The sequence below is a fragment of the uncultured Microbacterium sp. genome (assembly GCF_900078385.1).
Lineage (GTDB): Bacteria > Actinomycetota > Actinomycetes > Actinomycetales > Microbacteriaceae > Microbacterium.
This window is the reverse complement of sequence record NZ_FLQR01000007.1, coordinates 106,441-132,899: the sequence shown is the minus strand read 5'-3', so window position 1 is coordinate 132,899 and position 26,459 is coordinate 106,441. Positions and strand designations below refer to the sequence as shown.

The following is a 26,459-nucleotide window of genomic DNA, read 5'->3' as shown; positions in this document are numbered from 1 at the left end:
GCGCGCCGCCGGGTCAGTCCTCGGTGTCCGCCGCGCGCACGGCGCCGCGGTCGGCGATGAGCGTGTCCCGCACGCGCCGTCGCAGGACCTTCCCGATGAGCGACTTCGGCAGCTCCTCCCACACGCGGTACGACGTCGGCCGCTTGTACTCGGCCAGCTGCGTGCGGGCGACCTCCCGTGCGGCATCCTCGTCGAAGGTCGTGCCCGGCTCCAGCACGACGACCGCCGTCACGATCTCCGCCCCGCCGCCGCGCGGAATGCCGACGACCGCGGCCTCGGCGACGCCGGGCACCCCGGTCAGCACCTTCTCGACCTCGGTCGGCGCGACGTTGAAGCCGCCCGTGATGATGATCTCCTTCTTGCGGTCGACGACCGTGACGAACCCGTCCGCATCCTGCATGACGAGGTCGCCGGTGCGGAGCCACCCGCCCTCGAGCAGCGTCTGCGCCGTCTCCTCGGGACGGTTCCAGTAGCCCTGGAAGACCTGGGGACCCTTGATGAGCAGCTCGCCGGTCTCGCCGAGCGCGACCTCGCGCGTCGGCTGGTCGGGATCGACGACGCGGATGTCGGTGGAGGGGAACGGGATGCCGATGGCACCGATCTTGCGGGTGTCGGTGAACGGGTTGGCGAGGGCCACCGGGCTCGTCTCCGTCAGGCCGTAGCCCTCGTTCAGCATGCTGCCCGCCTGGTCCTCCCAGCGCTTCACGATCGCGGGGGTGAGCGTCATCGCGCCGGAGATGGAGTACACGACGTCGCTGAGGTCGAGCCTGCCCTCCTTCGCGACGCGCGCGAGGCGGTCGAACATGGGCGGGACGGCCGGGATGAACGTCGGGGGCAGCGTGGTGGCCGCCTTCGCCACGAGCTCGGGGTCGAACGTGGGGAAGAGCACGGCGTTCGAGCCGGTCTCGACGGCGTAGATGACCGACAGCAGCAGCCCGAACGAGTGGAACATCGGCAGCAGGCCGTAGATGCGTCCCTCGCCATGGCGGAACTGCGGCATCCACGCGGCCCCCTGGCGGGCGTTCGCCCACAGATTGCCGTGCGTGATCATGGCGCCCTTGGGCGTGCCGGTCGTACCCGACGTGTACTGCAGGCACGCCACATCCGACACCGTCGGCCGCGGGAAGGCGGCATCCAGCGGAGCGGTCTTCTCGAGCCGCGCGAACGGCACGGTGCCCGAGGCGCGCGCCGTGAGCTTGGCGCGCGCCTCGCGGGCCTTCGCGATCGGCAGGCTCAGGGCCAGGCGGGTCGTGAACGGCATCGCGCGCGTGATGTCGACGGCGACGACCTGTCGGATGCCGAGGTCCTTCGGCAGGCTCCGGATGACGGGCGCGATCTTGTCCCACGCGATGACGTACTGCGCGCCGTGGTCGCGGAACTGCACCTCGAGTTCGTCCGGCGTGTACAGCGGGTTGTGCTCCACGACGATGGCGCCCAGGCGCAGCACCGCGTAGAACGCGATGAGGTGCTGCGGCGCGTTGGGCATCACGAGGGCGACGCGGGCACCGGGACGGACACCCAGGTCGTGGAGGCCCCGCGCGACACGCGCGACGCGGTCGGCCACCTCCCGGTAGGTCAGGCTCGCGCCGAAGAAGGTCACCGCGGGGCGCTCGCCGTACTGCGCGACGCGCTCGTCGAGGAGATCGGACAGCGAGCCGACCGCGGGCTCGATATCGAGAGGCGTGCCGTCGGCGTAGAAGCGGTTCCAGGCGCGCGTCTCGTTCAGGTGCATGGCTCCAGATTACGGCCGGCGGATGGGCGCCCTCAGGCGCCCGGCCGCCGCACGACGAGGTTCACGAGCGAGGGTGGGCGGATGATCGTCCGCTCGATGTCGCGGCCCGCGACGAGCCCCGCGATCCGCTCGTTCGCGAGGGCGAGCGCGCCGAGCTCGGTCTCCGTCACCGCGGGATCCACCGTGATGACGGCGCGCACCTTGCCGTTGATCTGCACGACGCACGGCACGGCGGTGGCGACCTCCGCGTCGGGTGCGACCGCGGGGAAGGGCTCGTGTGCGAGCGAGGTGTCGTGCCCCAGGCGCCGCCACAGCTCCTCGCCGATGTGGGGAGCCAGCGGCGCGAGCATCAGCACGAGCGCCTCCGCCACGCTCCGCGCCACCGGAGCGGCCGACTTCGTCAGATGATTGTTCAGCTCGGTGATCTTCGCGATCGCGGTGTTGAACCGCAGGCCCTGCATCTGGGCGGTGACCTCCGCGACCGTGCGATCGAGAAGCCGCCGGGTCTCCGCATCCGGCTCCGCCTCCGACACGGTGAGCGCACCGGTGTCCTCGTCCACGACGTTCCGCCAGATCCGCTGGAGCAGCCGGAACTGCCCGACGACCGCCCGGGTGTCCCACGGGCGGGCGAGGTCGAGCGGACCCATGGCCATCTCGTAGAGGCGCAGGGTGTCGGCACCGTACCGGGTGAAGATCGCGTCCGGGGCGACGGCGTTCTTCAGCGACTTGCCCATCTTCCCGAGCGTCCGCGTCACGGGCAGGTCGTCGTGGGTGAACCCGTCGGCGCCCTCCACGACCTCGTCTGCCGGCACGGCGATGCCCCGCTCGTCCCGGTACACGAACGCCTGGATCATGCCCTGGTTGTACAGCCGGTGGAACGGCTCGGCCGCCGAGACGTGACCCAGGTCGAAAAGCACCTTCGACCAGAACCGCGCGTAGAGCAGATGCAGCACCGCGTGCTCGGCGCCGCCGACGTAGAGGTCGACGCCGCCGAGGGGGGTGCCCGCGCGGGGACCCATCCAGTACCGCTCGATGCGCGGGTCGACGAGCGCGTCGGCGTTCGCCGGGTCGAGGTAGCGCATCTCGTACCAGCAGGAGCCCGCCCAGTTGGGCATCGTGTTCGTCTCCCGCCGGTAGCGGCGCGGCCCGTCGCCGAGATCGAGGGTCACGGCGACCCAGTCGTCGTGCCGGGAGAGCGGGGCCTCGGGGACGGTGTCGGCGTCGTCGGGGTCGAACGTGCGCGGCGAGTAGTCCTGCACATCGGGCAGTTCCAGCGGGAGCATCGACGCGGGCAGGGGATGGATGCCGCCGGCCTCGTCGTAGACGATCGGGATCGGCTCCCCCCAGTACCGCTGCCGGCTGAACAGCCAGTCCCGCAGCCGGTAGGTGACGGCCGGCTCGCCCGCCCCGGTCGCCTTCAGCCACGCGATGATGCGTCCCCGCGCCGTGCCCAGATCGAGGCCGTCGAGCGACACGGCGTCGTTGGCCGAGTGCATGAGCGTCGCGGCCGCCGGCACCGATGCGCCGTCCCACGCCGCGGTGTCGGGCGACGGCGGGGCATCGTCCGGCGCGAGGACCGCGACGATGGGCAGCCGCATCCGTCGCGCGAATGCGAAGTCGCGCTGATCGTGGGCAGGCACTGCCATGACCGCGCCGGTGCCGTACCCGGTCAGCACGTGGTCGGCGAGGAAGATCGGCACGAGCGCGCCGGTCGCGGGGTTCATCGCGAAGGCCCCGGTGAAAACTCCGGAGGGCTCTCGGGTGTCGGCCTGGCGATCGCGGTCGGACCGGGCAGCCGCCAGCGCCCGGTACGCCGCGACCGCATCCCGTGGAGCGGGCATGCCGCCCGTCCACGCGGCATCCGTGCCGTCCGGCCAGGCGCCCGCGGTCACGGCGTCGACGAGCGGATGCTCGGGCGCCAGGACGACGGAGGTGACGCCGAACAGCGTCTCCGGCCGGGTCGTGTAGACCTCGATCCGCTCCGCGCCCACCGGGAACACGATGCGTGCACCCTCCGACCGGCCGATCCAGTTCCGCTGCTGCTGCGTGATCGACTCCGGCCAGGCGAGCTGGTCGAGGTCGGCGAGCAGCCGGTCGGCGTACGCGGTGATCCGCAGGTTCCACTGCCGCAGCTTCGCCTTGAAGACCGGGTAGTTGCCCCGCTCCGAGCGGCCGTCGGCGGTGACCTCCTCGTTGGCCAGCACGGTGCCGAGGCCCGGGCTCCAGTTCACGGGTGCATCCGACACATAGGCGAGCCGGAACGCATTGAGCACCTCATCGCGCTCCGGCGCGGCGAGGTCGTCCCACGTCCGATCACCCCCCGGGATCGCCCGGCGTCCGGAGGAGAACTCGGCGATCAGCTCGTCGATCGGGCGGGCGCGGTCGCTCGTCTCGTCGTACCAGGACCCGAACATCTGGAGGAAGATCCACTGCGTCCACCGGTAGAAACCCGGGTCGATCGTGGACACCGACCGCCGCCCGTCGTGCCCGAGACCCAGTCGGCGGAGCTGCCCGCGCATCGTGGCGATCGCCGCGAGGGTCGTCTGGCGCGGGTGGGTGCCGGTCGCGATGGCGTACTGCTCGGCGGGCAGGCCGAACGCATCGAACCCGAACGCGTGCAGGACGTTGCAGCCGCTCATGCGCAGGTAGCGGGCGTAGACGTCGGTCGCGATGTAGCCCAGCGGATGCCCGACGTGCAGGCCCGCGCCCGACGGGTAGGGGAACATGTCGAGGATGTAGCGCGTGGGCCGCTCGAGGATCTCGGCGTCGCCCGCGAGGTCGCCGACCGGGTTCGGCGCGTGGAAGGTGCCGTCGGCATCCCACACGTCCTGCCAGTGCGCCTCGATCTCGGCCGCACGGCGCGCCGTATAGGCGAAGGGGCGGGGTTCGCGCGGTTCGCCCGGTGCGCCGCTGGCCGGCATGGGGATCATTCTGGCCAGCCGCGTGCGCGAAGACCAGGGGCGGGTCGTCCCGATCAGCGTACGAAGACGATCTGCCGCTGCGTGGGCAGGCCGTGGACGATCACGGTGTCGGTGAAGACGCCGCCGCCGTCCAGCCGCGCCGCGAGCGTGTCGGCGGTGCGGAGGATCACATAGCGCCCCCTGGTCGTCGGGATGAATCTCATCTGCCCGAAGAACTGGGTGTGCAGGTCGATGAACGACCCGTCGGCGAGGACGCGACCGGTGATCAGGAGCCCGTCCGCGCTGTTGTGGAGCAGCACGGTCCCGTCTCCCGTGGAGAGGAGTGTCGTCCATGGGTCGAACTGGTAGCTGTGCCCGAGGTCGACGAAAGCGCCCTGTGCCGTGACGCGTCCGGTCGCGGCACTGCGGGAGTCGGAGTTGTAGAAGAGCACGAAGCCGCCGCCGACATGGACGATGTGCGTCCAGAAGTCGAGGAGGTACTGCTCACTGACGACCTCGTGGCGACCGTCGGGGAAGACCCGGCCGATCACGGCGACGAGGCGGTACTGCCCGTTCTCCTGCACGCTGCGCGTCCACATCACCAGGCCCGCGTGCAGCACGAGCATCCGATGGAAGCCGTCGCCGCCGAGGGAACTGGTGACCAGGTCGGTGAAGACCCCGGCCGGGCTGAAGACACCGGCGCTCACCTGCGAGCCGGTCCCGCTGGCCCAGAAGAGCGTGATCCCGTTCATGACGGGTTGGATCGAATGCCAGCCGCGGTCGAGCGTGAAGTGCGCGAAGTCGGTCGCGGTGCCGTCGGGAGCCAGTCGGCCCGTGGTCGCGGCGCCCGTCGTGCCGTCGTAGGCGAGCCAGATCTCGTCCGTGCTCTCGATCTGCTCCGTCGGGATGCCTGTCGGTACGCGCATCGGGGGCCTCCTTCGAGCCGTCGCGCCGCGCGGCGCGTTGTGGAAGAGGAGGCACGGCGGGCCGGAGAGATACCGCCTCCGCCGCGGGAGGTTCATCCGCGGCATCCTGCGGGTGTCCGGCGAAGACACCCGCCATTCGGCGCGGATGAATCGTCATGCTCCCGTTCACCCGCGCCGGATGGTGGGTGGGACGGTGCGGCACCCGCATTTCGGCGCGGATGAACCCGGGGGCGACGCCGGCGCGGGAGCCCGGCCAGGGATTGTTGGACCGGGCGTCACGGGTTGTTCATGCGCCGGTCGGCCGTGGTTCCGCCGCCGCCGATGGTGTGAGGGTCATGTCCCGAACTCCTCGCGTGATCGCCTGCGTGGCGGCCGCCGCCGTCTTCGCCGCCGCGCTCCCCGCCACCGTCCCCTCCCTCGCCGCCACGGCATCCGCCGCCGAAAACAAGTCCTTCCAGCGGGTGGCCACCTACCCGGTGTACAAGAACGTCCCCGCCGGGGTGTCCGCCTCGGCGCCGACCGTCGCGGAGATCTCCGCGGTCTCCGAGGACGGCAAGACCCTGATCTACACCGACGCCCTCGGCAAGCGCATCGGCTTCCTCGACATCAGCGACCCGGCCGATCCGGTCGGCGCCGGCACCCTCTCCCTCGCGACTCTCGGCAACATCGACGATCAGCCGACATCCGTGGCCGTCGTCGGCAGATACGTGCTCGTCGTCGTCGACACGTCGAAGTCGTTCACCGACCCGAGCGGCCGGCTCGACGTCGTGCGGATCAGCGACGCCAAGCGCGTGCGCAGCATCGACCTGGGCGGTCAGCCCGACTCGATCGCGCTGAGCGCGGACAAGGGCGTCGCCGCGATCGCGATCGAGAACCAGCGCGACGAGGACTTCACACCCGCCGATGCGGCGAAGGGTGACCTGCCGCAGGCCCCCGCCGGCTTCCTCCAGCTGCTCTCGCTCGAAGGCGCCCCGGCCGACTGGTCGCTGCGGCGCGTCGACCTGACCGCGGACGACGGGTCCGCGCTGCCCTCCTTCACCGCCGCGGGCATCGTCGAGCCGACCGATCCCGAACCGGAGTACGTGAGCATCAACGGCGACGGCCTCGTCGCCCTCACGCTGCAGGAGAACAACGGCATCGTGCTCGTCGACTCCGAGACGGCCGCCATCACCGACGTCTTCAGTGCCGGGTCGGTCGATCTGACCGGCATCGACGCGAAGAAGGACGGCATCATCCGCCCGACCGACTCCCTCGCCGGCGTGCGCCGCGAGCCCGACTCGGTGGTCTGGATCGACGACGAGCACCTGGCCACGGCGAATGAGGGCGACTGGAAGGGCGGATCGCGCGGCTGGACCGTCTTCGACAAGGCCGGCACGGTCGTGTGGGATGCCGGGAACTCGTTCGAGCGGCTCGCCATCCGGCACGGCGTGTACAACGACGACCGTGCCGCGAAGAAGGGTGCCGAGCCCGAGGGGCTCGCCGTCGCGGAGTACGACGGCACGACGTACGCGTTCGTCGGGTCGGAGCGCAGCAACGTCGTGGCCGTCTATGACATGACCGACCCGGCCGCGCCGGCATTCACCCAGCTGCTCCCGGCGACGAACGGACCCGAGGGCCTGCTCCCGATCCCCTCGCGCGGGCTCTTCGCGGTCTCCAGCGAGACGGATGACGCGGCGGTCAACGTCCGCGCCACCGTCGGCATCTACGAGTGGAAGCCCGGTCGGGCGACGTACCCGACGATCGTCTCCGACGACGACGCCAGCGGCGCTCCGATCGGCTGGCAGGCGCTCGGCGCGCTGTCGGGCGACCCGACCGATGCGTCGACGCTGTGGAGCGCGGCGGACACGGTCATCAAGAGCGGCACGCTGTTCCAGATCGACGTGTCGAAGACCCCCGCGCGCGTCACCCGCTCCGTTCCGATCACCGACGGCGGCTCAGCCGTCGCCCTCGATGTCGAAGGCGTGTTCGCGCGCCCGCAGGGCGGGTTCTGGCTCGCCTCGGAGGGTGCGACCGGCGACAAGAACGTGTTGGTCCGCGCGGACGACGCCGGGGCGGTGCAGGAGCGGATCGCGCTGCCGGCCGACGTCTCGTCGAAGATCAAGAACTGGGGGCTCGAGGGCGTCACCGCGACGACCGACGCCGGCGGCGAGCACGTCTGGTTCGTCATCCAGCGGCCGCTCTGGTCCGACCTCGCGACGCTCGAGGACTTCGAGGGCGATGACGTGGTGCGGATCGGCCGCTACGACGTGAGCGACGCGTCGTTCCACTGGTACGGCTACCGCCTGCAGTCGCCCCTCCGCGGCAGCGGTGACTGGGTGGGCCTGTCGGAGATCACCGCGGTCGACGACCACACCTTCGCGGTGATCGAGCGCGACAAGCTGAACGGACCGGCCGCCCGCACCAAGCGGATCTACACCGTGACGGTGCCGTACCAGGACGGACGGGTATCCGACCCGACCACCGCGCCGCTGCCGATCCTGGAGAAGAGGCTCGCGATCGATGTGCTCCCCGCGCTCCGCGCCACCGACGGGTGGACGCAGGAGAAGCTCGAGGGCTTCACCATCGCGGCCGACGGTCGGCTCTACGGCGTCACCGACAACGACGGGCTGAAGGATGCCACCGGCGAGACGGTCTTCCTGAAGCTCGGGAAGGCCACGGATGCCTTCGCCGACGCGCTGGCCACGACGACGTCCCTCCGCCTCGACAGGGCCACGGCGCCCTACGGGGCGAAGGTCGCGGCGAAGATCACGGTCTCCGGCGCACAGAACGGCGCCGTCGAGATCCGCGAGGGCGCGAAGGTGATCGCGAAGGGCGCCGCCAAGAACGGCGTCGCGACGGTCACGCTTCCGGCGCTGAGCGTCGGGAAGCACCAGCTGGTCGCGCAGTTCGCGGGAGGCCCGCGCGCCGGTGCCTCCCGCAGCGTCGCGACGTCCCTCACGGTCACGAAGGCCGCGAGCCGCACGACGGTGAAGGCCGCGAAGACGTCCGTGAAGCGGAACGCCGCGGTCGCTCTGACCGTCACGGTGACCGGTGCGAACCACACGCCGACCGGCTCGGTCCGGTTCGTCGCGGGAGGCAAGGTCATCGCGACCGCCGTGCTGAAGAACGGCAAGGCCACGGCCCCGGTGACGTTCTCCCGCACGGGCGTGACCTCGGTCACGGCCGTCTACAGCGGCTCGGCGCAGACGACCGGCTCGACCTCGGGCAGCGTGCGCATCACCGTGCGCTGACCCGCCCCGCACAGCCGCCGGCCGCCGAGCACGTCTCGGGGTCGGCGGCTCGCGTCGTCATCCGGCGAGGAGCCGGACGTTCTCCACGGCATCCGCGATGATCCTGTCCGCCGGATCGGCGAAGACCGGTGCGTGGAGGGCGAGCCAGACATCGCCGACGAACGCGTACCGGACCTGCATCCGGAACATCTCGTTGGAGACCTGGGCGCTGAACGAGGGCTCCCCGCCCACGACGCTCTCGACGTACTCGGGCGTCGACTTCCGCAACCCTGCGATCAGCGCCTCCTTCGCCGCGGGGTCCAGCCGGAACGCGGACAGCGGCATGTTGCCGTCTTGCGCGACCACCGGCCACCAGTTGCAGTCCAGGACCGCCACGGCCGCTGCGGCCGTGTCCCTGGCGAGCGGACCGGGGAGCGGCGGGACGACGTCGTCGTCCGACCTCCTCCACTCGAACTCCGTCGCGGTGTTCAGCTGCTCGATGGTGAGCAGCTCCTCGCAGGTCTCCGGGAACCCGGCCGTCGTCGGCGACGGCGTCGCGGATGGTGTCTCCGTCGGCGTCGGGGTGACGCTCGGCGACTCCGCTGCCGGCGGCGCGGACGTCTCCGGGGGATCGCCGGCCGCCGGGGGCACGCAGGCGGTGAGCAGGGCGAGGGTCACGGCGCTCAGAGCGCCGACACCGAGGCGGTGCATGGGGGTCATGCCGTGATTCTTGCAGGTCTGTCGCGCGGGCCTGCGCAGGCTGCTGACGGGTCGCATTCGGTTAGCATTCGGGGATGACGAACCCGACTCCCATCGACGATGTCTCTATCGGCAGCGAGACCATTCGCCTCGGGCAGTTCATGAAGTTCGCGGGACTCCTCGACTCCGGCGGGAACGTGAAGGAGGCCGTCATCGACGGCTACGTGACCGTCAACGGCGAGGTCGACCGCCGTCGCGGACGTCAGCTGCAGGTCGGCGACGTCATCGACTTCGAGGGGCGCCGCGTCCGCGTCTGCCCTTAGGCACCTCGGGAGCCGACAAGAGGCCGCCCGCATTGGAGGAACGAGGAAGCAGCCCGCACCTCATCGGCGCGGGCTGCTTCCTCGAGTGCCGTGTTACGTCGTCGAGAGGACCTTGTACCGGTAGTCGATCGTGAAGGTGCCGATCCCCACGAAGCTGTACTCTCCCAGCCCCAGGAACACCTCGAGCTTCTTCGTGGTCGCCGGCAGCGAGAGCCAACCCGGCGTGCTGTTACCCGTCGCCGCGACGAGCGTCGACTTGGACGTCTCGGCCCCCTGGCGCGCATAACCCCACGCGACGTCGCCGTACACGTGCGAGACCTTCGCGGTGATGCGGACCTTCGCGCCACCGTACTTCTGGGCGTCCACCACGGCGGTGGGCACGCTGCGCGTGCTCATCGCGAACAGCGAGAGACCGTCGATCGAGTCGTTGCCGTTGCAGAAGATGTCACCGGCCGCGAAGTAGTCCTCGTAGCAGACGTTGTAGTCCAGGTCGCCGAGATCGACGTATTCGGTGAGGACGGTGTCTGCCTTGACGGTCGTCTTCACCGACCGCTCGACGAGCTTGCCCTTCTTGACGGTGATGGTCGTCGAGGCGGCCAGGGTGGAGCCCTCGGGTCCCTTGATCGCGGCCTTGACGGTGTAGGTGCCGTAGACCGCCGTCGTGCCGACCTTGCCGTTCCAGGTGCCTGACCACGGCTTGGTCGTCGAGAGTCCCCACGACTTGACGGTCTTGCCCTTGGAGTTGATGATCTTGACCACGCCGGTCACGGGAATGGCGCTTCCGGTCGTGGACTTCCATGACACCGAGATCTTGGAGCTGTCCTTGTAGCCGTCCTTGGTCGGGTACACGACGGACTCCGAGCGGGCGATCTTGACGGACGCGACGGCGGTCTTGCGGACGAGGAGTGAGACGCTGTCCGACGTTGCCGTCTTGCCGTTGCCGGTGACCGTCGCAGAGACCGTGCCCGAGCCTGCCTTGAGCTTCGACGCGGAGATCGTGGCCTTCGCCGCCGCCCCGAGGGGCGAGGTCACCGAGGCGACGTGCTTCACCGTTCCGACGACCGCGGTGACGGTGCCCGTGAAGGGGATCGCGAGGTCGGTCTCGTCGACGGCCGCGACGGTCGCGACGGTCGAGCGCACCGAGCTTCCGCTCCACGTGTCGATCGTCTTCGGGCTGAGCGCCAGCGTGACCATCGTCGGGTTGCCCGATCCGACGCGCAGCGGCGACGACACGGGTTCGCCCGCCGCGTCGCCGGACCACGGGGTCGCGCGCAGCGTCAGGATGCCGGACGGGAGCCCGGCGACGTCGACCGTGAGGGGAGCCGACAGCGCTTCGGTCGTCAGATCGATCGGGTCGAGTGTCTTGACGACGGTCGTGTCGTCGAGACCGATCACGTCGAGGACGACCGTCGCGGCGACATCGGACGTCACGGTGAACGTGGCTGTGTCGCGGACACCGTCCCCCGCCGGCAGCGTCAGCACGCCACTCGCGTCACTGATTCCGAGCACCGGAATCGGGTCGCCTTCGTCGGCCATCGCCGGCGCTGCGGTGCCCGCGAGCAGCACGGACATCCCGAGCGCCGCGATGCGCATCGTCGTTCGTTTCATGGTTCTCCCAGTCAGGTTTATGAGAAGACTCTCATAAACCGACGACATCGGGGAGACGCAGATCCGGCGGAGACAAGGGGAGGGGCTGACGGGAATCGAACCCGCGCTATCTGCTTGGGAAGCAGAAGTTCTGCCATTGAACTACAGCCCCATGCGCCGGTGGACCGGTGCTCGGCAAGCCTAGCAAACCCTCCAGCCGCACTACGCTGGGCACGTGCTGCTCAGTGATCGAGACATCCGCGCCGAGATCGACGGAGGCCGTGTCGGCCTCGCCCCGTGGGATCCCGAGATGGTCCAGCCGTCCAGCGTCGACGTGCGCCTGGACCGGTACTTCCGGCTCTTCGACAACCACAAGTACCCGTTCATCGATCCCGCCGAGGACCAGCCCGACCTGACGCACCTCATCGAGGTCGCCCCCGACGAGCCGTTCATCCTGCACCCCGGCGAGTTCGTGCTGGGCTCGACCTTCGAGCAGGTGACGCTCCCCGACGACGTCGCGGCGCGCCTCGAAGGCAAGTCCTCGCTCGGCCGCCTGGGACTCCTGACCCATTCGACGGCGGGGTTCATCGACCCCGGATTCTCCGGGCACGTCACGCTCGAGCTCTCGAACGTCGCGACCCTGCCGATCAAGCTCTGGCCGGGCATGAAGATCGGGCAGCTCTGCTTCTTCCGCCTGTCGTCCGCGACCGAGTCGCCCTACGGCTCCGGCCCCTATGGCAACCGCTATCAGGGACAGCGCGGGCCGACGGCATCCCGGTCGTTCCAGAACTTCCACCGCACCGATGTCGGCTCGACCGATGCGGGAGCCTCCGGCCGCTGAGCCGGCCACCGAACGGCGGATCCGCCGGCGATCCGTCGGGCGTGGCGCATGGATGCCGCGCGCCGGCCATGATCTCCGCCGCACGGTCGCGCCGCCTGCTGCCGTCGACGACGAGACGCCCGCCTCCGCAGGGAGACGGGCGTCGGTCGGATGGATGCCGGGAGCTCAGGCGTCGCGACGGCCTTCGCCGCGCGTGAAGCCGGCCTGGAAGCCGCGCTCGTAGGCGTCCTCGGCCGTGCGGTGGCCCGCGTGGCGGGCGCCGTGACGGTGTCCGTGGCCGCACTCGCCGTGGCCGGGGTCGACACCGTGGCCGCGGTGGCCATGCCGCGGGCCGAAGCCGTCGACGCCGTGCTCGGGCCCGAAGCCGTGCCCGGCGCCGAATCCATGCCGGGGCCCGAAGCCGTGCCCGGGTCCGAACCCGTGGCCGTGTCCGAGCCCGCGTCCGACCCCGCGTCCGAACCGGCGGCCCCGCGGCATCCGTTCCGAGCCGTCCCAGCCGAGCCCGCGTGCGATGGCCTCGAGGGACGCCAGGGTCGTCGCGTAGTCGTCCTCCGAGACGGCACCCGTGACCTTCGAGCGGATCCCGGCGACGATCGCGCCGAGGCGCTCCTTCGCCGCGCGTCCCTCGTCGGTCAGGGTCCAGCCCTCGTCGGTGCGCGTGACCCAGCCGCGGTCCTCGAGCGGGCGCAGCTTCTTGCCGCGCAGGCGCTCGACGAGCCCGGGCGCGTCGACGTCGCCGTCGATCAGGTTGAGGATGCGCCAGTCGCGGCGCGTCACGCCCTCGTCGGCGAACGCCGCGTCGAACGCGCGCTCGAGAAGGCGGTCCACCGCGCGCAGCCAGAAGCCGAGCGGGCGTGAGGGGAGGGCAGCGCCCTCGCCGATGTTGTCGTTGTCCATGTCGTTGCCCATGGGAGGTCCTTTCACTGGCGGCGGTCCACCCGCCGCGATTCATATGTCATGTTGCATGCATATGTAGGATGACATGGAGTGACGTCGCATGTCAAGGTGCATGTAAATTCGAGGGATGAGCGAATCCGACCCCGCCGACCTCGACGCGATCATGGCCGCCCTCGTGCAGCTGCGGGGGCGGGGTCGCGGGCCCGGCGGCTTCGGGCCCGGGGGCCCCGGAGGCTTCGGCCCGACCGGCCCGGACGGCCCCGGATCATCGGGCGGCCGCGGTGGCCCGTTCGCCCAGGGAGGTGCGCGCGGACGCGGCCCGTGGAGTCACGGCGGCCCGCACGGCGCGCAGCACGAGTGGCTCGCGGGCGGCCCGCGCTTGGGCGGACCGGCCCGGATGCGGCTCCTCGACGCGCTCTCCGCGGCATCCCACCCGCTCTCGGTCAGCGAAGTGGGGGAGGCCATCGGGGTGGATCAGCCGCGTGCGTCGCGGCTCATCCAGCAGGCGGTCGATCTCGGTCTCGTCCGCCGCGAGGCCGACCCCGACGACGCGCGACGCACACGCGTCGCGCTCACCGACGAGGGCACTCGGCTCGCGCGTGGGTTCCGTGGACAGCGCCGGGAGCACCTCGCGCAGGCGCTCGACGGCTTCTCGTCCGACGAGCGCGCCGAGCTGGCACGGCTCCTCACGAAGCTCGCCGCCGCCTGGCCGCATCACTGATCGTGCCGGCAGGGCTCCGGAGGCTGGTTAGCCTGGAAGGATGAGCGACGCCGCGACGACCCCCGCGACCACCGCCCCTCCGGCCCCCCGTTCCGGGCCGCACTGGTGGGTGCTCGGCCCCGCGGCGGTCGTCGCCGTCGCCTTCAGCGCGTTCGCCATCGCGGCGCCGCAGGCGGCGGAGACGTTCTTCGGCGCGATCCAGAGCGCGATCGTCGATTCGTTCAGCTGGTACTACGTGCTCATCACCGCGTTCTTCGTCGCGTTCGCCCTGTTTGTCGGCTTCAGCCGGTTCGGCGACATCAAGCTCGGCCGCGACGAGGACGAGCCGGAGTTCTCCACCCCCGCGTGGTTCTCGCTGCTGTTCGCGGCCGGCATGGGCATCGGCCTCGTGTTCTACGGCGTGAGCGAACCGCTCAGCCACTACGTCACCCCGCGCCCCGGCGTGGAGGGCACTTCCGCACAGCTCGCGCAGTCCGCCCTCACGCAGACCTACCTCCACTGGGGCGTGCAGGCGTGGGCGATCTACGTCGTCGTCGGGCTCGCCCTCGCGTACGCCATCCACCGCCGGCGGCGGCCGCTGTCGATCCGGTGGGCCCTCGAGCCGATCCTGGGACCCCGCGTGCGCGGCGGCTGGGGCAACGCGATCGATGCCATCGCGCTCGTCGGCACGCTGTTCGGTGTCGCGACCTCGCTGGGCCTCGGCGTCATGCAGATCAGCGCCGGGCTCGATGCCGCCGGCATCCTGTCGGATCCGGGTCTCCTCGAGCAGATCGTCATCATCGCCGTCATCACCCTCGCGGTGCTCTTCTCGGTGCTCTCCGGCGTCGCCAAGGGCATGAAGTGGCTGTCGACGTTCAACCTCGCGCTGGCCGCCGCCCTGCTGCTGTTCGTCCTGTTCACCGGCGACACCGCCTACCTGCTGCGCGAATGGGTGCAGTCGATCGGCGCGTACCTGCAGAACTACATCGGGCTCAGCTTCACGGTCAGCGCCTTCCAGGGCGCCGCGGGGCAGGAGTGGCAGGCCGCGTGGACGTCGTTCTACTGGGGCTGGTGGATCTCCTGGGCGCCGTTCGTGGGCATCTTCATCGCCCGCGTCAGCCGTGGCCGCACCGTCCGCCAGTTCGTCATGGGCGTCCTGATCGTTCCCACGCTGCTCGGCATCCTGTGGTTCGCGGTGCTCGGCGGATCCGCGCTGCAGCGCGAGGTGGCCGAGCCCGGATCGATGACCCTCCCGGACGGGACGGTGGACATCGAAGGCGCCCTGTTCACGCTCCTGAACCATCTCCCGGCACCGATGGTCCTGACGATCGGCGCCATCGTGCTGATCGGCATCTTCTTCGTCACGTCGGCCGACTCCGGCGCGCTCGTGATGGGCATGCTCGCGACGGGCGGCGACCCCGAGCCGTCCAAGCCGGTGCGCGCGCTCTTCACCTTCGTGACGGCGCTCCTCGCCATCGCGCTGCTCGTCGCCGGAGGACTCGTCGCGCTGCAGACGGCGGCGATCATCATCGCCCTCCCGTTCAGCATCGTGATGCTGCTCATCTGCTGGTCGACCGTCCTGGCGTTCCGTCGCGAGCGACGCGTCTACGATCGCGCGCAGCGGACGCAGCTCGTCGAGCTGATCGGCGAGCACTACGGGCTCGAGGTCGAGTCCGAGAACGAGCGCGGCATCCGCCTCCCCTGGAGCGCTCTCGGACGGAGGCCCCGCGGATGAGCACCCCCGTCCTGCGCCACTCCCCGGTGCGCGAGATCCCGTCCGAGACGCTGTACCGGCTCCTCTGGCTGCGCGTGTCGGTGTTCGTCGTCGAGCAGGATGCCGCATACCCCGAGCTGGACGGCCGTGACCTCGAGCCGGATGCCGTGCTGCACTGGGCCGAGCTCGACGGCATCCCCGTCGCGACCCTCCGCGTGCTGCGCGAGCCGGACGCGGTGCGGATCGGCCGGGTCGCCACCGCGCCCGCCGCCCGTGGGCAGGGGCTCGCGGCGTCGCTCATGCGCCGGGCGATCGCCGAGGCGGGGGAGCGGAGCACGTTCGTGCTCGACGCGCAGGAGCAGCTCGGCGACTGGTACGCCCGGTTCGGCTTCGTGGTCGACGGGCCGGCGTTCGTGGAGGACGGGATCCCGCACATTCCGATGCGCCGGCCGGGAGGCGACCCGGACGTGCCCTGACTCCGCCCGAGGCGACCGACCCCTCGGCCCTGTCGGACCTACAGGCGGACGTGGCGCGGCAGCTTCACGAACAGCAGCATCACGAGGCCGACGGCCAGCACGATCGCGATGCCGAGGATGCCCCAGTAGGTGGCGCCGAACCACACGATGAAGAGCGTCCAGAGGAGCGGCGAGATGAAGCTCGCGACGCGGCCCGTCGTCGCGTACAGGCCGAAGATCTCGCCCTGCATCCCCGGCGGGGTCACGCGAGCCAGGAGCGAGCGCGACGCGGCCTGCGCGGGGCCGACGAAGGCGCAGAGGATGAGGCCGCCGACCCAGAACGGGAGCTTCCCGGCGTCGTGCAGCAGGAACACCGCGACGGCGATCACGACGAGGCCGGTCAGCGACGTGATGATCACGGCGCGCGCCCCGAAGCGGTCGTCGAAGCGACCGGCGATGATCGTGGACACGCCGGCGACGAGGTTCGCGATGATGCCGAAGATCATCACCTCGTTGGCCGAGAAGCCGAATGCCACGGCGGCGAGCACGCCGCCGAAGGCGAACACCCCGGCGAGGCCGTCGCGGTACACCGCGCTCGCGGCGAGGAACCAGAACGTCGGGCGGTGGTCGCGGAAGAGCGACACGATGTTGCGGACGAGCTCCACGTAGGCGCGGAAGAAGCCGACCGGCTCCGCGCCCTCGCGCGCCGGCGGCTCGGGCACGTTGCGGAACAGCGGGATCGCGAACACGATCGTCCACACGGCGCAGCCGACCGCGATGACGCGGTACGCCATCCCGTTGGAGGTGTCCATGCCGAACCAGTCGGCGAAGGTCAGCGCCACGACGATCCCGAGCGCCAGGATCCCGCCGATGTAGCCCAGACCCCAGCCGAGCCCGCTGACCCGGCCGACGGTGCGCGGGGTGGAGACGCTGACGAGGAGCGCGTTGTAGTTGACGCCGGCGATCTCCGACACGACGGCGCCGAGGGAGACGAGTACCGCGCCGAACCAGAAGTACGCGGGGTCGGCGAAGACGAAGAACAGACTGAACTGCACGAGGGCGAGGATCACGGTGGCCACGAGCAGCCACCGCTTCTTCCGGCCGGCCCGGTCGGCCGTCTGGCCGAGGACGGGTGCGATGAGGAGGATGACGATCCCGGCGAGGAACGAGACGAGCCCGTAGCCGCTGCTGAGGTCGGCGAGCGCCCGCTCCTTGACCGGGTCGGAGGCATCCAGCGCGGCGATGTCGGCCGGCAGGAAGTCGTCCGAGACGAGGTACAGCGACACGAACACGAATGTGAGGATGACGGAGTTGAACGGCTGCGCCGCCCAGTCCCACATCGCCCAGGACCTCACCTGCCGCGCCGGGACGACACGGTCGGGGGCGGAGTCCTGGAACACCTCGCCGATCGCGCCGAGCGCACGAGTATCGGCGGGGGAGGGTGGGGTCTGCGCGGAGCGCGAGCTCATGTCCGTCACGGGTGGGCCCTTCATTGGAGCGACCGGTGCGCGGAGAGTGCACCCGCGCTCAGGCTATCGGCGCGCCGCCCATTCGCGTTCCAGGATCGCGTGATGGCCCGTGTCGGTCCATTCGCCCTTGAGCCACATCTGCTCGCGGAAGCGCCCCTCCTCCCGCATCCCCAGCCGGGTGCACAGAGCGACGGATGCCGCGTTGCGCGGGTCGAGTTCCGCGTAGACGCGGTGCAGCCCCAGCTCGCCGAAGCAGAGGTCCAGGAGCAGGGCGGCCGCCTCGGACGCGTAGCCCTGGCCCTGGCTGCCGGGCAGCAGGATCCACCCGATCTCGGCGGTCCGGTCCTCGACGCTGTGCAACTCGAGGTACATCGTGCCGAGGAACCGTCCGTCGTGGCCCCGGATCGCGGGCTGCAGGTAGTCGCCGGGCTTCTCGAGGCGGAGCGCGCCGGCATCCCGGGCGAGCACCTCGACGACCTTCTCGTGCGACCGCGGCTCGTACAGCAGGTACCGGCAGACCTCCGGATCGGACTGCATCTCGTACAGCGGCTCGAGGTCGTCGGGGCGCAGCGCCGTCAGACGCACGCGCTCGCCGTCGATCGGGTGGAAGTCCCAGGGCAGCGTCACGGCATCCATCATCCCGGTGCGAGCGCTCGCGGGATAGCCGTCCGCGTCGGCGAGCGGCTACGGCGCGGATGACGCCGCCACCGCGGCGGCTGCCGCGCGGCGACCGATGTGCTGACGCGCGGCCATGACCGCCTCGGTGAGGGCGTAGAGGAAGAGTCCGCCTGCCGCGACGGCGATCACGACCGCGCGGTTCGCGCCGGTGAGGAGGCTGTTGACCCAGCCGAGCAGCGGGAAGCTGTACCAGACCGTGCCGCGGATCTGCACGGCGCGGACGGGCTCCGGGTCGGGGTCGGTGTTGTTGTCGCCCTGCGTGATGAAGGTGAGCTCGCCGTCCGCGTAGGTCTTGGAGATGACGCGGTGGCTCACGACGGCGGCCTCGCCCGAGCGGATCTGGTAGGTCACCACGTCGCCGACGGCGATCTCGTCGGCCGGCGTCGGCTTGACGACGACGAGGGTCCCCGGGGGGAGCGTGGGCTCCATCGACTGTGTGAGCACCGTCATGGCGCTGCCGCCCACGAGCGCCGGGAGGGCGACGACGGCGACCGCGACCGCGAGGAGGAGGACGAGCAGGCCGCTGCTGAGACCGACGCCCACGGAGTGCAGCAGGCCGTGCTCGCCCTCCGTGCGGACGCGTGCCTCATCGCGGTGCGCGCGACGGGATGCCGTCGTGGTCGTGGTCGTGGTGGTGATGGCGGTCGGCACGGATGCGGTCGCGGCGGTCATCGGCACTCCACCGTCGCGTTGGCGCCCTGCCCGATGCGTTCGATCGTGAGGGTCTGGCTGGGCTCGGCCGTCGTCCCGTAGCCGGACTCCCGCGCCTCCACCGCGAACCGGTAGACGCCCCGCTGGTTGAAGTCGCGCGCGTTGATCGTGACGGAGGTCGTCGTGAACGTCCCCAGGTCGCGGTTCGCGTCGACGTCGTACACGCGGTACGAGATCGTCTGGCCGGGCGCCGCGTTGGCCGGAGCGTTCCATCGGAGGGTGACGGACGTCCGGGAGGGCGAGTCCGTGCAGGTCCCCGCACCGACCCCGTTGAGCCGGTACACGCTCTGCGTCAGGGCGGCAGCGGTGGCCGTGGTCTTCCAGTTCGCGCCGACGGCACCGGTGGCGCTGAACGTCGCCGTGACGGCCTGGCCCTGCAGGGCCGCGTTGGAGGTCGTCCCGTCGCTGCCGGTGACGCGCGTCGCGACGCAGACGGTGACCGTCGTGCCGGCGGTCAGGCTCTGCGCCGCGGCGGGAAGCGACGGCGCGGGGTCGGCGAGGCTCGTGGTCACGACGCCGGACGTCGGGATCGTCGTGCCGCAGGTGCCGGTCCAGAGCGCGAGCGTCGTCTTCTGCGCGAGCGTGCTGCTGCTGCCGGCGGCGAGCTGGGTCGCCAACGTGTACGCGAGCGGGGTCGTGCCGGTGTTCGCGAGGACGAGCGTTCCGGCGACGACGTTCGACGAGGTGCCGGTGTACTGGTACGTCGTGGTCAGGGCGCCCGCCTGGGTGAGCGTCGTCGTCGCGGTGGCCGACGAGACGGCCGTCGAGACGGACGCCGCGGCGGTCCACGTCGCGACCGCGGCGCCGGCGCCGCCGAGCACCGCGAGGGTGACCAGCGCGGCGACGGGGCCGAGGAGGCGGCGACGGATCATGGCTGGACCTGCGTTCCGGAGACGGTGAGGGTGAGGGGGGATGCGGCGGCGCCGGCCGCCGCGGCGGGCGCGTTGCCGGGGAGGCCGAGGCCGATGCACACGAGGCTCGTCGCGGCGGGAGCCAGGGTGACGGCGAGGCTGCGGGTGGTGCCGATCGTCGCCGTGGCGGGGGCCGTGACGCGTCCGGCCGTGCAGTCCGCGGCCGAGGCGGCGGTGCCCACCGTGACGACGATCGCCGAGGTGAAGGCGGTCGCGGTGGCGGTGGGCGTGATGCTGAGCGCGAGCCGCGTCGTCCCGGTGTTGCGGACCGTCGTGGCGGCATAGACCGTGCGGCCCGGGTAGAGGCCGGCGGCGGACGGCTGCGGATCCGTCACCGTGAGGCTCGCCGACCCGGCGCGGAGCGTGGCCGCGCTCGACGCCGGGGCGGCGACCGACCAGGCGGCGTACGTCGCGCCGCCGGCCATGATCCCCAGCACGATCGTGGCCGCGGTCCCCATCACAGCCAGGAGGATCCGGCGAGGGGCCGCCGCGCGCCGCGCTGTGCGCTGTGCGGCGCGGCGGTCGGTGCGACGGGACATCGGGATCCTCGTTTCGAAGCGGGGGGTGGAGGGGTCCGCCGTTCGGGCGGCGGACCCCGAGGATCACGCGGTCTTCTGCGTGAGGGAGACGGTGAGCGTGCTGAGGTTCACGGCGCCGGTCATCGCGCCGTTGTTCGAGCCGTCGGTGCCCTTCGGGAAGGTGATGGTGACGGTGATCGTGACGTTCTGGTCGATGTTGCCGGCGCCGGGGGTCACGGTGAAGGTCTCACCGGTCTGGACGATGCCGGTGCCCGTGGCCGTGAGCTTCGCGCTCGAGGTCAGGAACCCGGCGAGCGCCTGGTCGTTGGCCTTGGCCGGGTCGGCCGCCGCGATGGAACCGCCGGCGAGGGCGAGGGTCGCCTGCAGGCTGTCGCCCTCGGCCTTGATCTTCATGGTCTTGGTGTAGGTCAGCACGTCGCCGGGGACGATCGCGTAGTCGGCGATCGCGATGGGCGTGGTCGAGCCGTTCGCGGTCCAGACGCCGGCGGTGCCGGAGTCGGCGACCACGAGGTTGCCCGCGACGATGGACGCGCCGGCCGTGTCGGCGGCGGCGTTCCAGGTGGCGAACGTGCCGGCCCCGCCGAGGAGGAGGGCGACGCCCGCTGCGGTGGCGATGGAGGCCTTGGCGATCTTGTTCATGAGGGGGGTCCTTCCGCGGCCGGGGCCGCCATTTCGGGGGGATGGAGGGTGCGGGGCCGCGCTGCCTGCGATTCAGATCCGAGGCGGCTCGTCGAGCACACGATGAGTCTCCAGAACCGACCTCAAGAAGCGCCCCCGGTCGACGCGAGCACCTCCGCAAGATCACCCGAACGTCGTGTGAGGCGGAACCGGATCCCACAAGGAACCCTCAGCGTTTTCACAAGGAAACCCCCGAGGCCCGCCATTCTGCGGATGTGTGGCGCGTCACCGGCATCCACACCTCAGCGACGATCGTGAAGTTGATACATGTGGACTCAAGTTCACTTGACCCTCCTCCGAGGCCTGGATATCCTTGAGTCATCGCGGCTCAGGTTGGGCCGCCCCAGACTTTCCATTGATAGAAGGAGCAGCACACATGGCACGTGCAGTGGGTATCGACCTCGGGACGACGAACTCCGTCGTCTCTGTCCTCGAAGGCGGCGAGCCGAAGGTCATCGCCAACGCCGAGGGCTTCCGCACGACCCCGTCGGTCGTCGCGTTCACGAAGGACGGCGAGGTGCTCGTCGGCGAGACCGCCAAGCGCCAGGCCGTGACGAACGTCGACCGCACCCTGACCTCCGTCAAGCGCCACATGGGCACCGACTGGAAGACCCAGTCGATCGACGGCAAGGCGTACACCCCCCAGGAGATCTCCGCCCGCATCCTGCAGAAGCTGAAGCGCGACGCCGAGCAGTACCTGGGCGACACGGTGACGGATGCCGTCATCACGGTCCCCGCCTACTTCAACGACGCCGAGCGTCAGGCCACGAAGGAGGCCGGCGAGATCGCGGGCCTGAACGTCCTGCGCATCATCAACGAGCCCACCGCCGCCGCGCTCGCGTACGGCCTCGACAAGGGCAAGGAGGACGAGCTCATCCTCGTCTTCGACCTCGGTGGCGGCACGTTCGACGTGTCCCTCCTCGAGGTGGGCAAGGACGACGACTTCTCGACCATCCAGGTGCGCTCCACCGCCGGTGACAACCGCCTCGGCGGCGACGACTGGGACCAGCGGGTCGTCGACTACCTCATCAAGCAGTTCAAGGACACGACCGGCGTCGACGTCTCGGGCGACAAGATCGCGCTGCAGCGCCTCAAGGAGGCCGCGGAGCAGGCGAAGAAGGAGCTCTCGTCCTCGACGAGCACGAGCATCAACCTGCCGTACCTCTCGCTGACCGACTCCGGCCCCGTGTCGCTGTCCGAGACGCTGACGCGCGCCAAGTTCGAGGACCTGACGAAGGACCTGCTCGACCGCACGAAGAAGCCGTTCGAGGACGTCATCCGCGAGGCCGGCATCAAGGTCGCCGACATCGACCACGTCGTCCTCGTCGGCGGCTCGACCCGCATGCCCTCCGTGGGCGAGCTGGTCAAGCAGGAGACCGGCAAGGAGCCCAACAAGGGCGTGAACCCGGATGAGGTCGTCGCCGTCGGCGCCGCCCTCCAGGCCGGCGTCCTCAAGGGCGAGCGCAAGGACGTGCTGCTCATCGATGTCACCCCCCTGAGCCTCGGCATCGAGACCAAGGGCGGCATCATGACGAAGCTCATCGAGCGCAACACCGCCATCCCGACCAAGCGCAGCGAGACCTTCACGACGGCCGACGACAACCAGCCGTCCGTCGCGATCCAGGTCTTCCAGGGCGAGCGCGACTTCACGCGCGACAACAAGCCGCTCGGCACGTTCGAGCTGACCGGCATCGCGCCGGCCCCGCGCGGCATCCCGCAGGTCGAGGTCACCTTCGACATCGACGCGAACGGCATCGTGCACGTGTCCGCGAAGGACAAGGGCACCGGCAAGGAGCAGTCGATGACGATCACGGGCGGCTCGTCGCTGCCCAAGGACGACATCGAGCGCATGGTGCGCGAGGCCGAGGAGCACGCCGCCGAGGACAAGAAGCGCCGCGAGGCCGCCGAGGTCCGCAACCAGGCCGAGACCCTGTCGTACTCGATCGACAAGCTGATCGCCGACAACGCCGACAAGCTGCCCGAGAACGTCAAGACCGAGGTCCAGGCCGACGTCGACGCGCTCAAGACGGCGCTCGCCGGTGACGACGACGACGCGGTGAAGACCGCGTTCGACAAGCTGAACACGTCGCAGACGAAGCTCGGCGAGGCCATCTACGCCTCGTCGCAGGCCGAGCAGCAGGCACCGGATGCCGGTGCGCCGCAGCCCGGTGCGGAGGGCGACGCGCCGACGGCATCCGCGGAAGAGGATGTCATCGACGCCGAGGTCGTCGACGACGAGGACGAGAAGAAGTAGGACTCATGACGAAGAAGGACTTCGAACAGCCCGAAGAAGGCGACGAGGTCCTCGGCGAGGAGGGGTCGGAGGCGCAGGTCTCCGACCCCGACCCGCAGGAGGACACCGCCGAGGCGGACATCGCCGACGAGGACGAGCTGACCGTCGAGGACATCCTCGGCGCAGCGCAGTCCGACGAGGCGACCGTCGCGGACGCGCCGGCCGAGGAGCACGACCTGCTCATCGACCTCAAGCGCCTGCAGGCCGAGTACGCCAACTACCGCCGCCGCACCGAGGAGCAGCGGGAGACCGAGATCGAGCGCGCCAAGGGCGCGGTCGCGAAGGGCCTCCTGCCCGTCCTCGACGACCTGGACCGCGCCGAGAAGCACGGCGACCTCGAGGAGGGCACACCCTTCACGCAGATCGCCGACAAGCTCCGCGGCGTCGCCGAGCGCATGGGCCTCACCGCCTACGGCGAGGCCGGCGAGGCCTTCGACCCGCAGCGGCACGAGGCGATCTTCCAGGCCCCGACCCCGGGTGTCGAGACCGCGACGGTCCTCGAGGTGGTCGAGGTCGGCTACCGGCTCGGCACCACCGAGCTGCGGCCGGCGAAGGTCGTCGTCGCCGTCCCGGCGGAGTAGTCGGAGAGGAGTTCCATGGCCAGTCAGGACTGGTTCGACAAGGACTTCTACAAGGTCCTCGGTGTCAGCAAGGACGTCACCGACGCCGACCTGAAGAAGACGTACCGCAAACTCGCGCGCACGCACCACCCCGACTCCAATCAGGGGGATGCCGGCGCCGAGGCGAAGTTCAAGGAGATCAGCGAGGCCTACGCCGTGCTGAGCGACAAGGAGCAGCGCGCGGAGTACGACCAGATCCGCGCCATGGGCTCCGGTGCGCGCTTCCAGGCGCCCGGCGCCGGCGGAGGCTTCGAAGACGTCTTCAGCCGCTTCGGCGGGCGCGGCGGCGCGCAGTCGGCCGACTTCGACGACCTCTTCGCGATGTTCGGCGAGCAGACCGGCGGTCGCTTCGGGTCGGGCCGGTTCGGCCAGACCTCGGGCGGCTTCCGGGGCTTCGGCGGCCCGCAGCGCGGCGCCGATGTCACGGCCCGCACGACGCTGGACTTCCAGACCGCCGTGCGCGGCGAGACCATCTCGCTGCAGGGCGAGGACGGCAAACCGTTCAAGGTGAAGATCCCCGCGGGCGTGGCCGACGGGCAGAAGATCCGCCTGCGCGGTCGCGGGCGCCCGTCGCCGGACGGCGGCGAGCCGGGCGACATCGTCGTGGCGGTGGCCGTCCGCCCGCATCCCGTGTTCACGCGCGACGGACTGAACCTCCGCGTCACCGTCCCGGTGACCTTCACGGAGGCGGCACTCGGCGCGACGATCGAGGTGCCGACGCTCGGCGGCGACCCCGTCAAGCTCCGCGTGGCCCCCGGGACCCCGTCCGGGCGCGTGCTCCGCGTCAAGGGTCGGGGCGTCGAGACGGCCAAGGGCACGGGCGATCTCCTGGCCGAAGTGCAGGTGGCCGTGCCGTCCCACCTCGACGACAAGGCACGCGAGGCGCTCGAGCGGTTCCATGAGTTCGAGTCCAAGGAGAATCCGCGCGCCGACCTCATGAGCAAGGCCCGCGAGTAGAGACGACGAGGTGAGGACGCATGGCTGACGGCACGATCGATGAGGATGCCCCAATCCTCGCCATCGCGGTGGCCGCGGAGCTCGCCGGGATGCACCCGCAGACCCTGCGCCAGTACGACCGGCTGGGCCTCGTCATCCCCGCCCGCACCCAGGGCGGCTCGCGGCGCTACTCGCTCCGCCACGTCGCGCAGCTGCGCGAGGTCGCGGCGCTGTCCGCCGACGGGATGAGCCTCCCCGCCATCGCGCGGATCATCGATCTGGAGAACCAGGTGCGCCGGCTCCGCCGCGAGGTGATCGACCTCGAGCAGCGCCTGCGCGACGAGGTCGACCAGCGCCGCGGCGCGCGCGTCTTCGCCGCCGGGGCGAGCGGCAGCGTCGTGAGGCTGCGGCACGGCACCCGCGTGCGCCGGGCCACCGAGGTCGTCCTCTGGCAGCCCCGCGAGCCCCGCGACTGACCTGACGCCGCGGTCCGCCGGCCGAGCGGTCGGGTAGCGTCGGACGCAGACGAGGAGGTCGCCATGCAGATCGTCGGTGCAGTCCTGGAGACATCGGGCGCGGACGCGCCCTTCGCGCAGTCGCGCCCGTTCCGCGTGGGGCCGCTCGAACTCGACGGACCCGAGGCCGGCGAGCTGTTCGTGCGGATCGAGGCCGCCGGCGTCTGCCACTCCGACCTCAGCGTCGTGGACGGCAACCGCCGCCGCCCGACCCCGATGCTGCTCGGTCACGAGGCCGCCGGCATCGTCGAACGGCTCGGATCCGGCGTGACCGATGTCGCCGTCGGCGACCGCGTCGTCATGACCTTCCTGCCGCGCTGCGGCGAGTGCGCGGGATGCCGCACCGACGGGCGCCTCCCGTGCGAGGTGGGCACCGCGGCCAACAATGCCGGCACGCTCGTCGGTGGCGGCATCCGCCTGCATCGGGGGAGCGACCCGGTGCACCACCATCTGGGCGTGAGCGGGTTCGCGTCGCACGCGGTCGTCAGCCGCACCTCGGTCGTGCCGGTGCCGGCCGACGTGCCGGGCGAGATCGCGGCGCTGCTCGGCTGCGCGGTCCTCACCGGGGGTGGCGCCGTGATGAATGCGGCCCGCCCCGAGCCCGGCACCACGATCGCGATCGTCGGACTGGGCGGGGTCGGGATGGCGGCGCTCCTCGTCGCGGTCGCGCTCGGTGTCCGGGTGATCGGCATCGACGCCGTGCCGGCCAAACTCGATCTCGCGCGCGATCTCGGCGCGGCCGAGGCCCTCTCGCCTGCGGATGCGGTCGAGCGCGGTGTCCGGGTCCCGGCCGCCGTCGAGGCCGCCGGCAACGCGCGCGCCTTCGAGACCGCGCTCGCCGTGACCGCCCCCGGCGGCACGACCGTGACCGTCGGTCTTCCCGCCCCCGACGCCCGCGCGGCGGTGTCGCCGCTCCAGCTGACCGCGGAAGCCCGGACGATCATCGGCAGCTACCTCGGCTCGGCGGTGCCGAGCCGCGACATCCCGCAGTACGTCGACCTCTGGCGGGCCGGCCGGCTGCCCCTGGAGAAGCTCGTCTCCAGCCGCATCCGCCTCGACGACATCGACGCCGCGATGGACCGCCTCGCGGCGGGCGGCGAGCTGCGTCAGCTCATCACGTTCTGAC

23 protein-coding genes and 1 tRNA gene are annotated in these 26,459 nt (G+C 71.0%); 11 read left to right on the top strand and 13 right to left on the bottom strand.

The features are described from left to right. Positions 1-13 precede the first annotated feature (13 nt). The 3 genes from QZL85_RS08315 to QZL85_RS08305 are packed head-to-tail and all read right to left on the bottom strand — an operon-like array spanning position 14 to position 5,558. On the bottom strand, positions 14-1,732 hold the full coding sequence (locus QZL85_RS08315; protein WP_295575969.1) for a long-chain-fatty-acid--CoA ligase: 1,719 nt from the start codon (positions 1,730-1,732) through the stop codon (positions 14-16). Positions 1,733-1,764: 32 nt separating this feature from the next. After that, positions 1,765-4,653, bottom strand: a complete 2,889-nt coding sequence (gene leuS / locus QZL85_RS08310) for a leucine--tRNA ligase (RefSeq protein WP_295575967.1) — start codon at positions 4,651-4,653, stop codon at positions 1,765-1,767. Between the two features lie 53 nt (positions 4,654-4,706). Continuing rightward, on the bottom strand, positions 4,707-5,558 hold the full coding sequence (locus QZL85_RS08305) for a hypothetical protein (RefSeq protein ID WP_295575966.1): 852 nt from the start codon (positions 5,556-5,558) through the stop codon (positions 4,707-4,709). A 335-nt stretch (positions 5,559-5,893) separates the two neighbouring features. Between QZL85_RS08305 and QZL85_RS08300 the strand changes: the two genes are divergently transcribed. Then, positions 5,894-8,788 (top strand): esterase-like activity of phytase family protein, encoded by a 2,895-nt coding sequence (locus tag QZL85_RS08300; protein WP_295575965.1) that lies wholly within the window; start codon positions 5,894-5,896, stop codon positions 8,786-8,788. A 57-nt stretch (positions 8,789-8,845) separates the two neighbouring features. Here the strand turns inward: QZL85_RS08300 and QZL85_RS08295 are convergent, their stop codons facing one another. Further along, positions 8,846-9,487, bottom strand: a complete 642-nt coding sequence (locus QZL85_RS08295; protein WP_295575964.1) for a hypothetical protein — start codon at positions 9,485-9,487, stop codon at positions 8,846-8,848. A 74-nt stretch (positions 9,488-9,561) separates the two neighbouring features. Between QZL85_RS08295 and QZL85_RS08290 the strand changes: the two genes are divergently transcribed. Then, positions 9,562-9,789, top strand: a complete 228-nt coding sequence (locus tag QZL85_RS08290; RefSeq protein WP_295575963.1) for an RNA-binding S4 domain-containing protein — start codon at positions 9,562-9,564, stop codon at positions 9,787-9,789. Between the two features lie 93 nt (positions 9,790-9,882). On the opposite strand, the gene QZL85_RS08285 is transcribed toward QZL85_RS08290, so the two are convergent. Next, the gene (locus tag QZL85_RS08285; RefSeq protein ID WP_295575961.1) at positions 9,883-11,397 is read right to left on the bottom strand and encodes a hypothetical protein; all 1,515 of its coding nucleotides are present in this window, start codon (positions 11,395-11,397) and stop codon (positions 9,883-9,885) included. A gap of 80 nt (positions 11,398-11,477) precedes the next feature. Further along, positions 11,478-11,548, bottom strand: a tRNA-Gly gene (locus QZL85_RS08280). 63 nt (positions 11,549-11,611) lie between these two features. On the opposite strand from QZL85_RS08280, the gene dcd reads away from it, so the two are divergent. Further along, positions 11,612-12,217 carry a dCTP deaminase gene (dcd, locus tag QZL85_RS08275; RefSeq protein WP_295575960.1) on the top strand — a complete coding sequence of 202 codons (606 nt, stop codon included), beginning with the start codon at positions 11,612-11,614 and terminating at the stop codon, positions 12,215-12,217. A 165-nt stretch (positions 12,218-12,382) separates the two neighbouring features. Here the strand turns inward: dcd and QZL85_RS08270 are convergent, their stop codons facing one another. Then, positions 12,383-13,126: a MarR family winged helix-turn-helix transcriptional regulator gene (locus tag QZL85_RS08270; RefSeq protein ID WP_295575958.1), complete on the bottom strand. Its 744-nt coding sequence runs from the start codon at positions 13,124-13,126 to the stop codon at positions 12,383-12,385. A 115-nt stretch (positions 13,127-13,241) separates the two neighbouring features. Here QZL85_RS08270 and QZL85_RS08265 point away from each other — a divergent pair, with 115 nt between their 5' ends. From QZL85_RS08265 to QZL85_RS08255, 3 genes are read left to right on the top strand one after another with little or no spacing between them, the layout of a single operon-like run. Further along, complete coding sequence (locus QZL85_RS08265; RefSeq protein ID WP_295575956.1) at positions 13,242-13,835, top strand: MarR family winged helix-turn-helix transcriptional regulator; 594 nt, start codon at positions 13,242-13,244, stop codon at positions 13,833-13,835. A gap of 40 nt (positions 13,836-13,875) precedes the next feature. Next, positions 13,876-15,549, top strand: a complete 1,674-nt coding sequence (locus QZL85_RS08260; protein WP_295575954.1) for a BCCT family transporter — start codon at positions 13,876-13,878, stop codon at positions 15,547-15,549. After that, positions 15,546-16,004, top strand: coding sequence for a GNAT family N-acetyltransferase (locus QZL85_RS08255; RefSeq protein WP_295575952.1), 459 nt, complete (start codon positions 15,546-15,548; stop codon positions 16,002-16,004). The genes QZL85_RS08260 and QZL85_RS08255 overlap by 4 nt, the downstream gene beginning before the upstream one ends. Positions 16,005-16,042: 38 nt before the next feature. Here the strand turns inward: QZL85_RS08255 and QZL85_RS08250 are convergent, their stop codons facing one another. The 6 genes from QZL85_RS08250 to QZL85_RS08225 form a co-directional block, all read right to left on the bottom strand. Beyond that, entirely contained in the window at positions 16,043-17,452 is a 1,410-nt protein-coding gene (locus QZL85_RS08250) for an MFS transporter (RefSeq protein ID WP_295576359.1), read from the bottom strand. 63 nt (positions 17,453-17,515) lie between these two features. Then, positions 17,516-18,079, bottom strand: a complete 564-nt coding sequence (locus tag QZL85_RS08245) for a GNAT family N-acetyltransferase (protein WP_295575949.1) — start codon at positions 18,077-18,079, stop codon at positions 17,516-17,518. Between the two features lie 57 nt (positions 18,080-18,136). Next, positions 18,137-18,802, bottom strand: a complete 666-nt coding sequence (locus QZL85_RS08240; RefSeq protein ID WP_295575947.1) for a signal peptidase I — start codon at positions 18,800-18,802, stop codon at positions 18,137-18,139. After that, positions 18,799-19,713 (bottom strand): hypothetical protein, encoded by a 915-nt coding sequence (locus tag QZL85_RS08235; protein ID WP_295575946.1) that lies wholly within the window; start codon positions 19,711-19,713, stop codon positions 18,799-18,801. The genes QZL85_RS08240 and QZL85_RS08235 overlap by 4 nt, the downstream gene beginning before the upstream one ends. Then, entirely contained in the window at positions 19,710-20,291 is a 582-nt protein-coding gene (locus QZL85_RS08230) for a hypothetical protein (RefSeq protein WP_295575945.1), read from the bottom strand. The genes QZL85_RS08235 and QZL85_RS08230 overlap by 4 nt, the downstream gene beginning before the upstream one ends. Before the next feature lie 63 nt (positions 20,292-20,354). After that, positions 20,355-20,930 (bottom strand): alternate-type signal peptide domain-containing protein, encoded by a 576-nt coding sequence (locus tag QZL85_RS08225; RefSeq protein ID WP_295575943.1) that lies wholly within the window; start codon positions 20,928-20,930, stop codon positions 20,355-20,357. A 415-nt stretch (positions 20,931-21,345) separates the two neighbouring features. On the opposite strand from QZL85_RS08225, the gene dnaK reads away from it, so the two are divergent. From dnaK to QZL85_RS08200, 5 genes are all read left to right on the top strand, one after another. Beyond that, a complete protein-coding gene (gene dnaK, locus QZL85_RS08220; RefSeq protein ID WP_295575940.1) occupies positions 21,346-23,223 on the top strand; it encodes a molecular chaperone DnaK in 1,878 nt (625 codons plus the stop codon). Between the two features lie 5 nt (positions 23,224-23,228). After that, positions 23,229-23,843 (top strand): nucleotide exchange factor GrpE, encoded by a 615-nt coding sequence (gene grpE, locus QZL85_RS08215; protein WP_295575938.1) that lies wholly within the window; start codon positions 23,229-23,231, stop codon positions 23,841-23,843. A 15-nt stretch (positions 23,844-23,858) separates the two neighbouring features. After that, a complete protein-coding gene (locus QZL85_RS08210; protein WP_295575936.1) occupies positions 23,859-24,839 on the top strand; it encodes a DnaJ C-terminal domain-containing protein in 981 nt (326 codons plus the stop codon). 20 nt (positions 24,840-24,859) lie between these two features. Further along, complete coding sequence (locus QZL85_RS08205) at positions 24,860-25,294, top strand: heat shock protein transcriptional repressor HspR (protein WP_295575934.1); 435 nt, start codon at positions 24,860-24,862, stop codon at positions 25,292-25,294. Between the two features lie 63 nt (positions 25,295-25,357). Further along, positions 25,358-26,458: an alcohol dehydrogenase catalytic domain-containing protein gene (locus QZL85_RS08200; protein WP_295575932.1), complete on the top strand. Its 1,101-nt coding sequence runs from the start codon at positions 25,358-25,360 to the stop codon at positions 26,456-26,458. The last annotated feature ends 1 nt before the right edge of the window (position 26,459 follow it).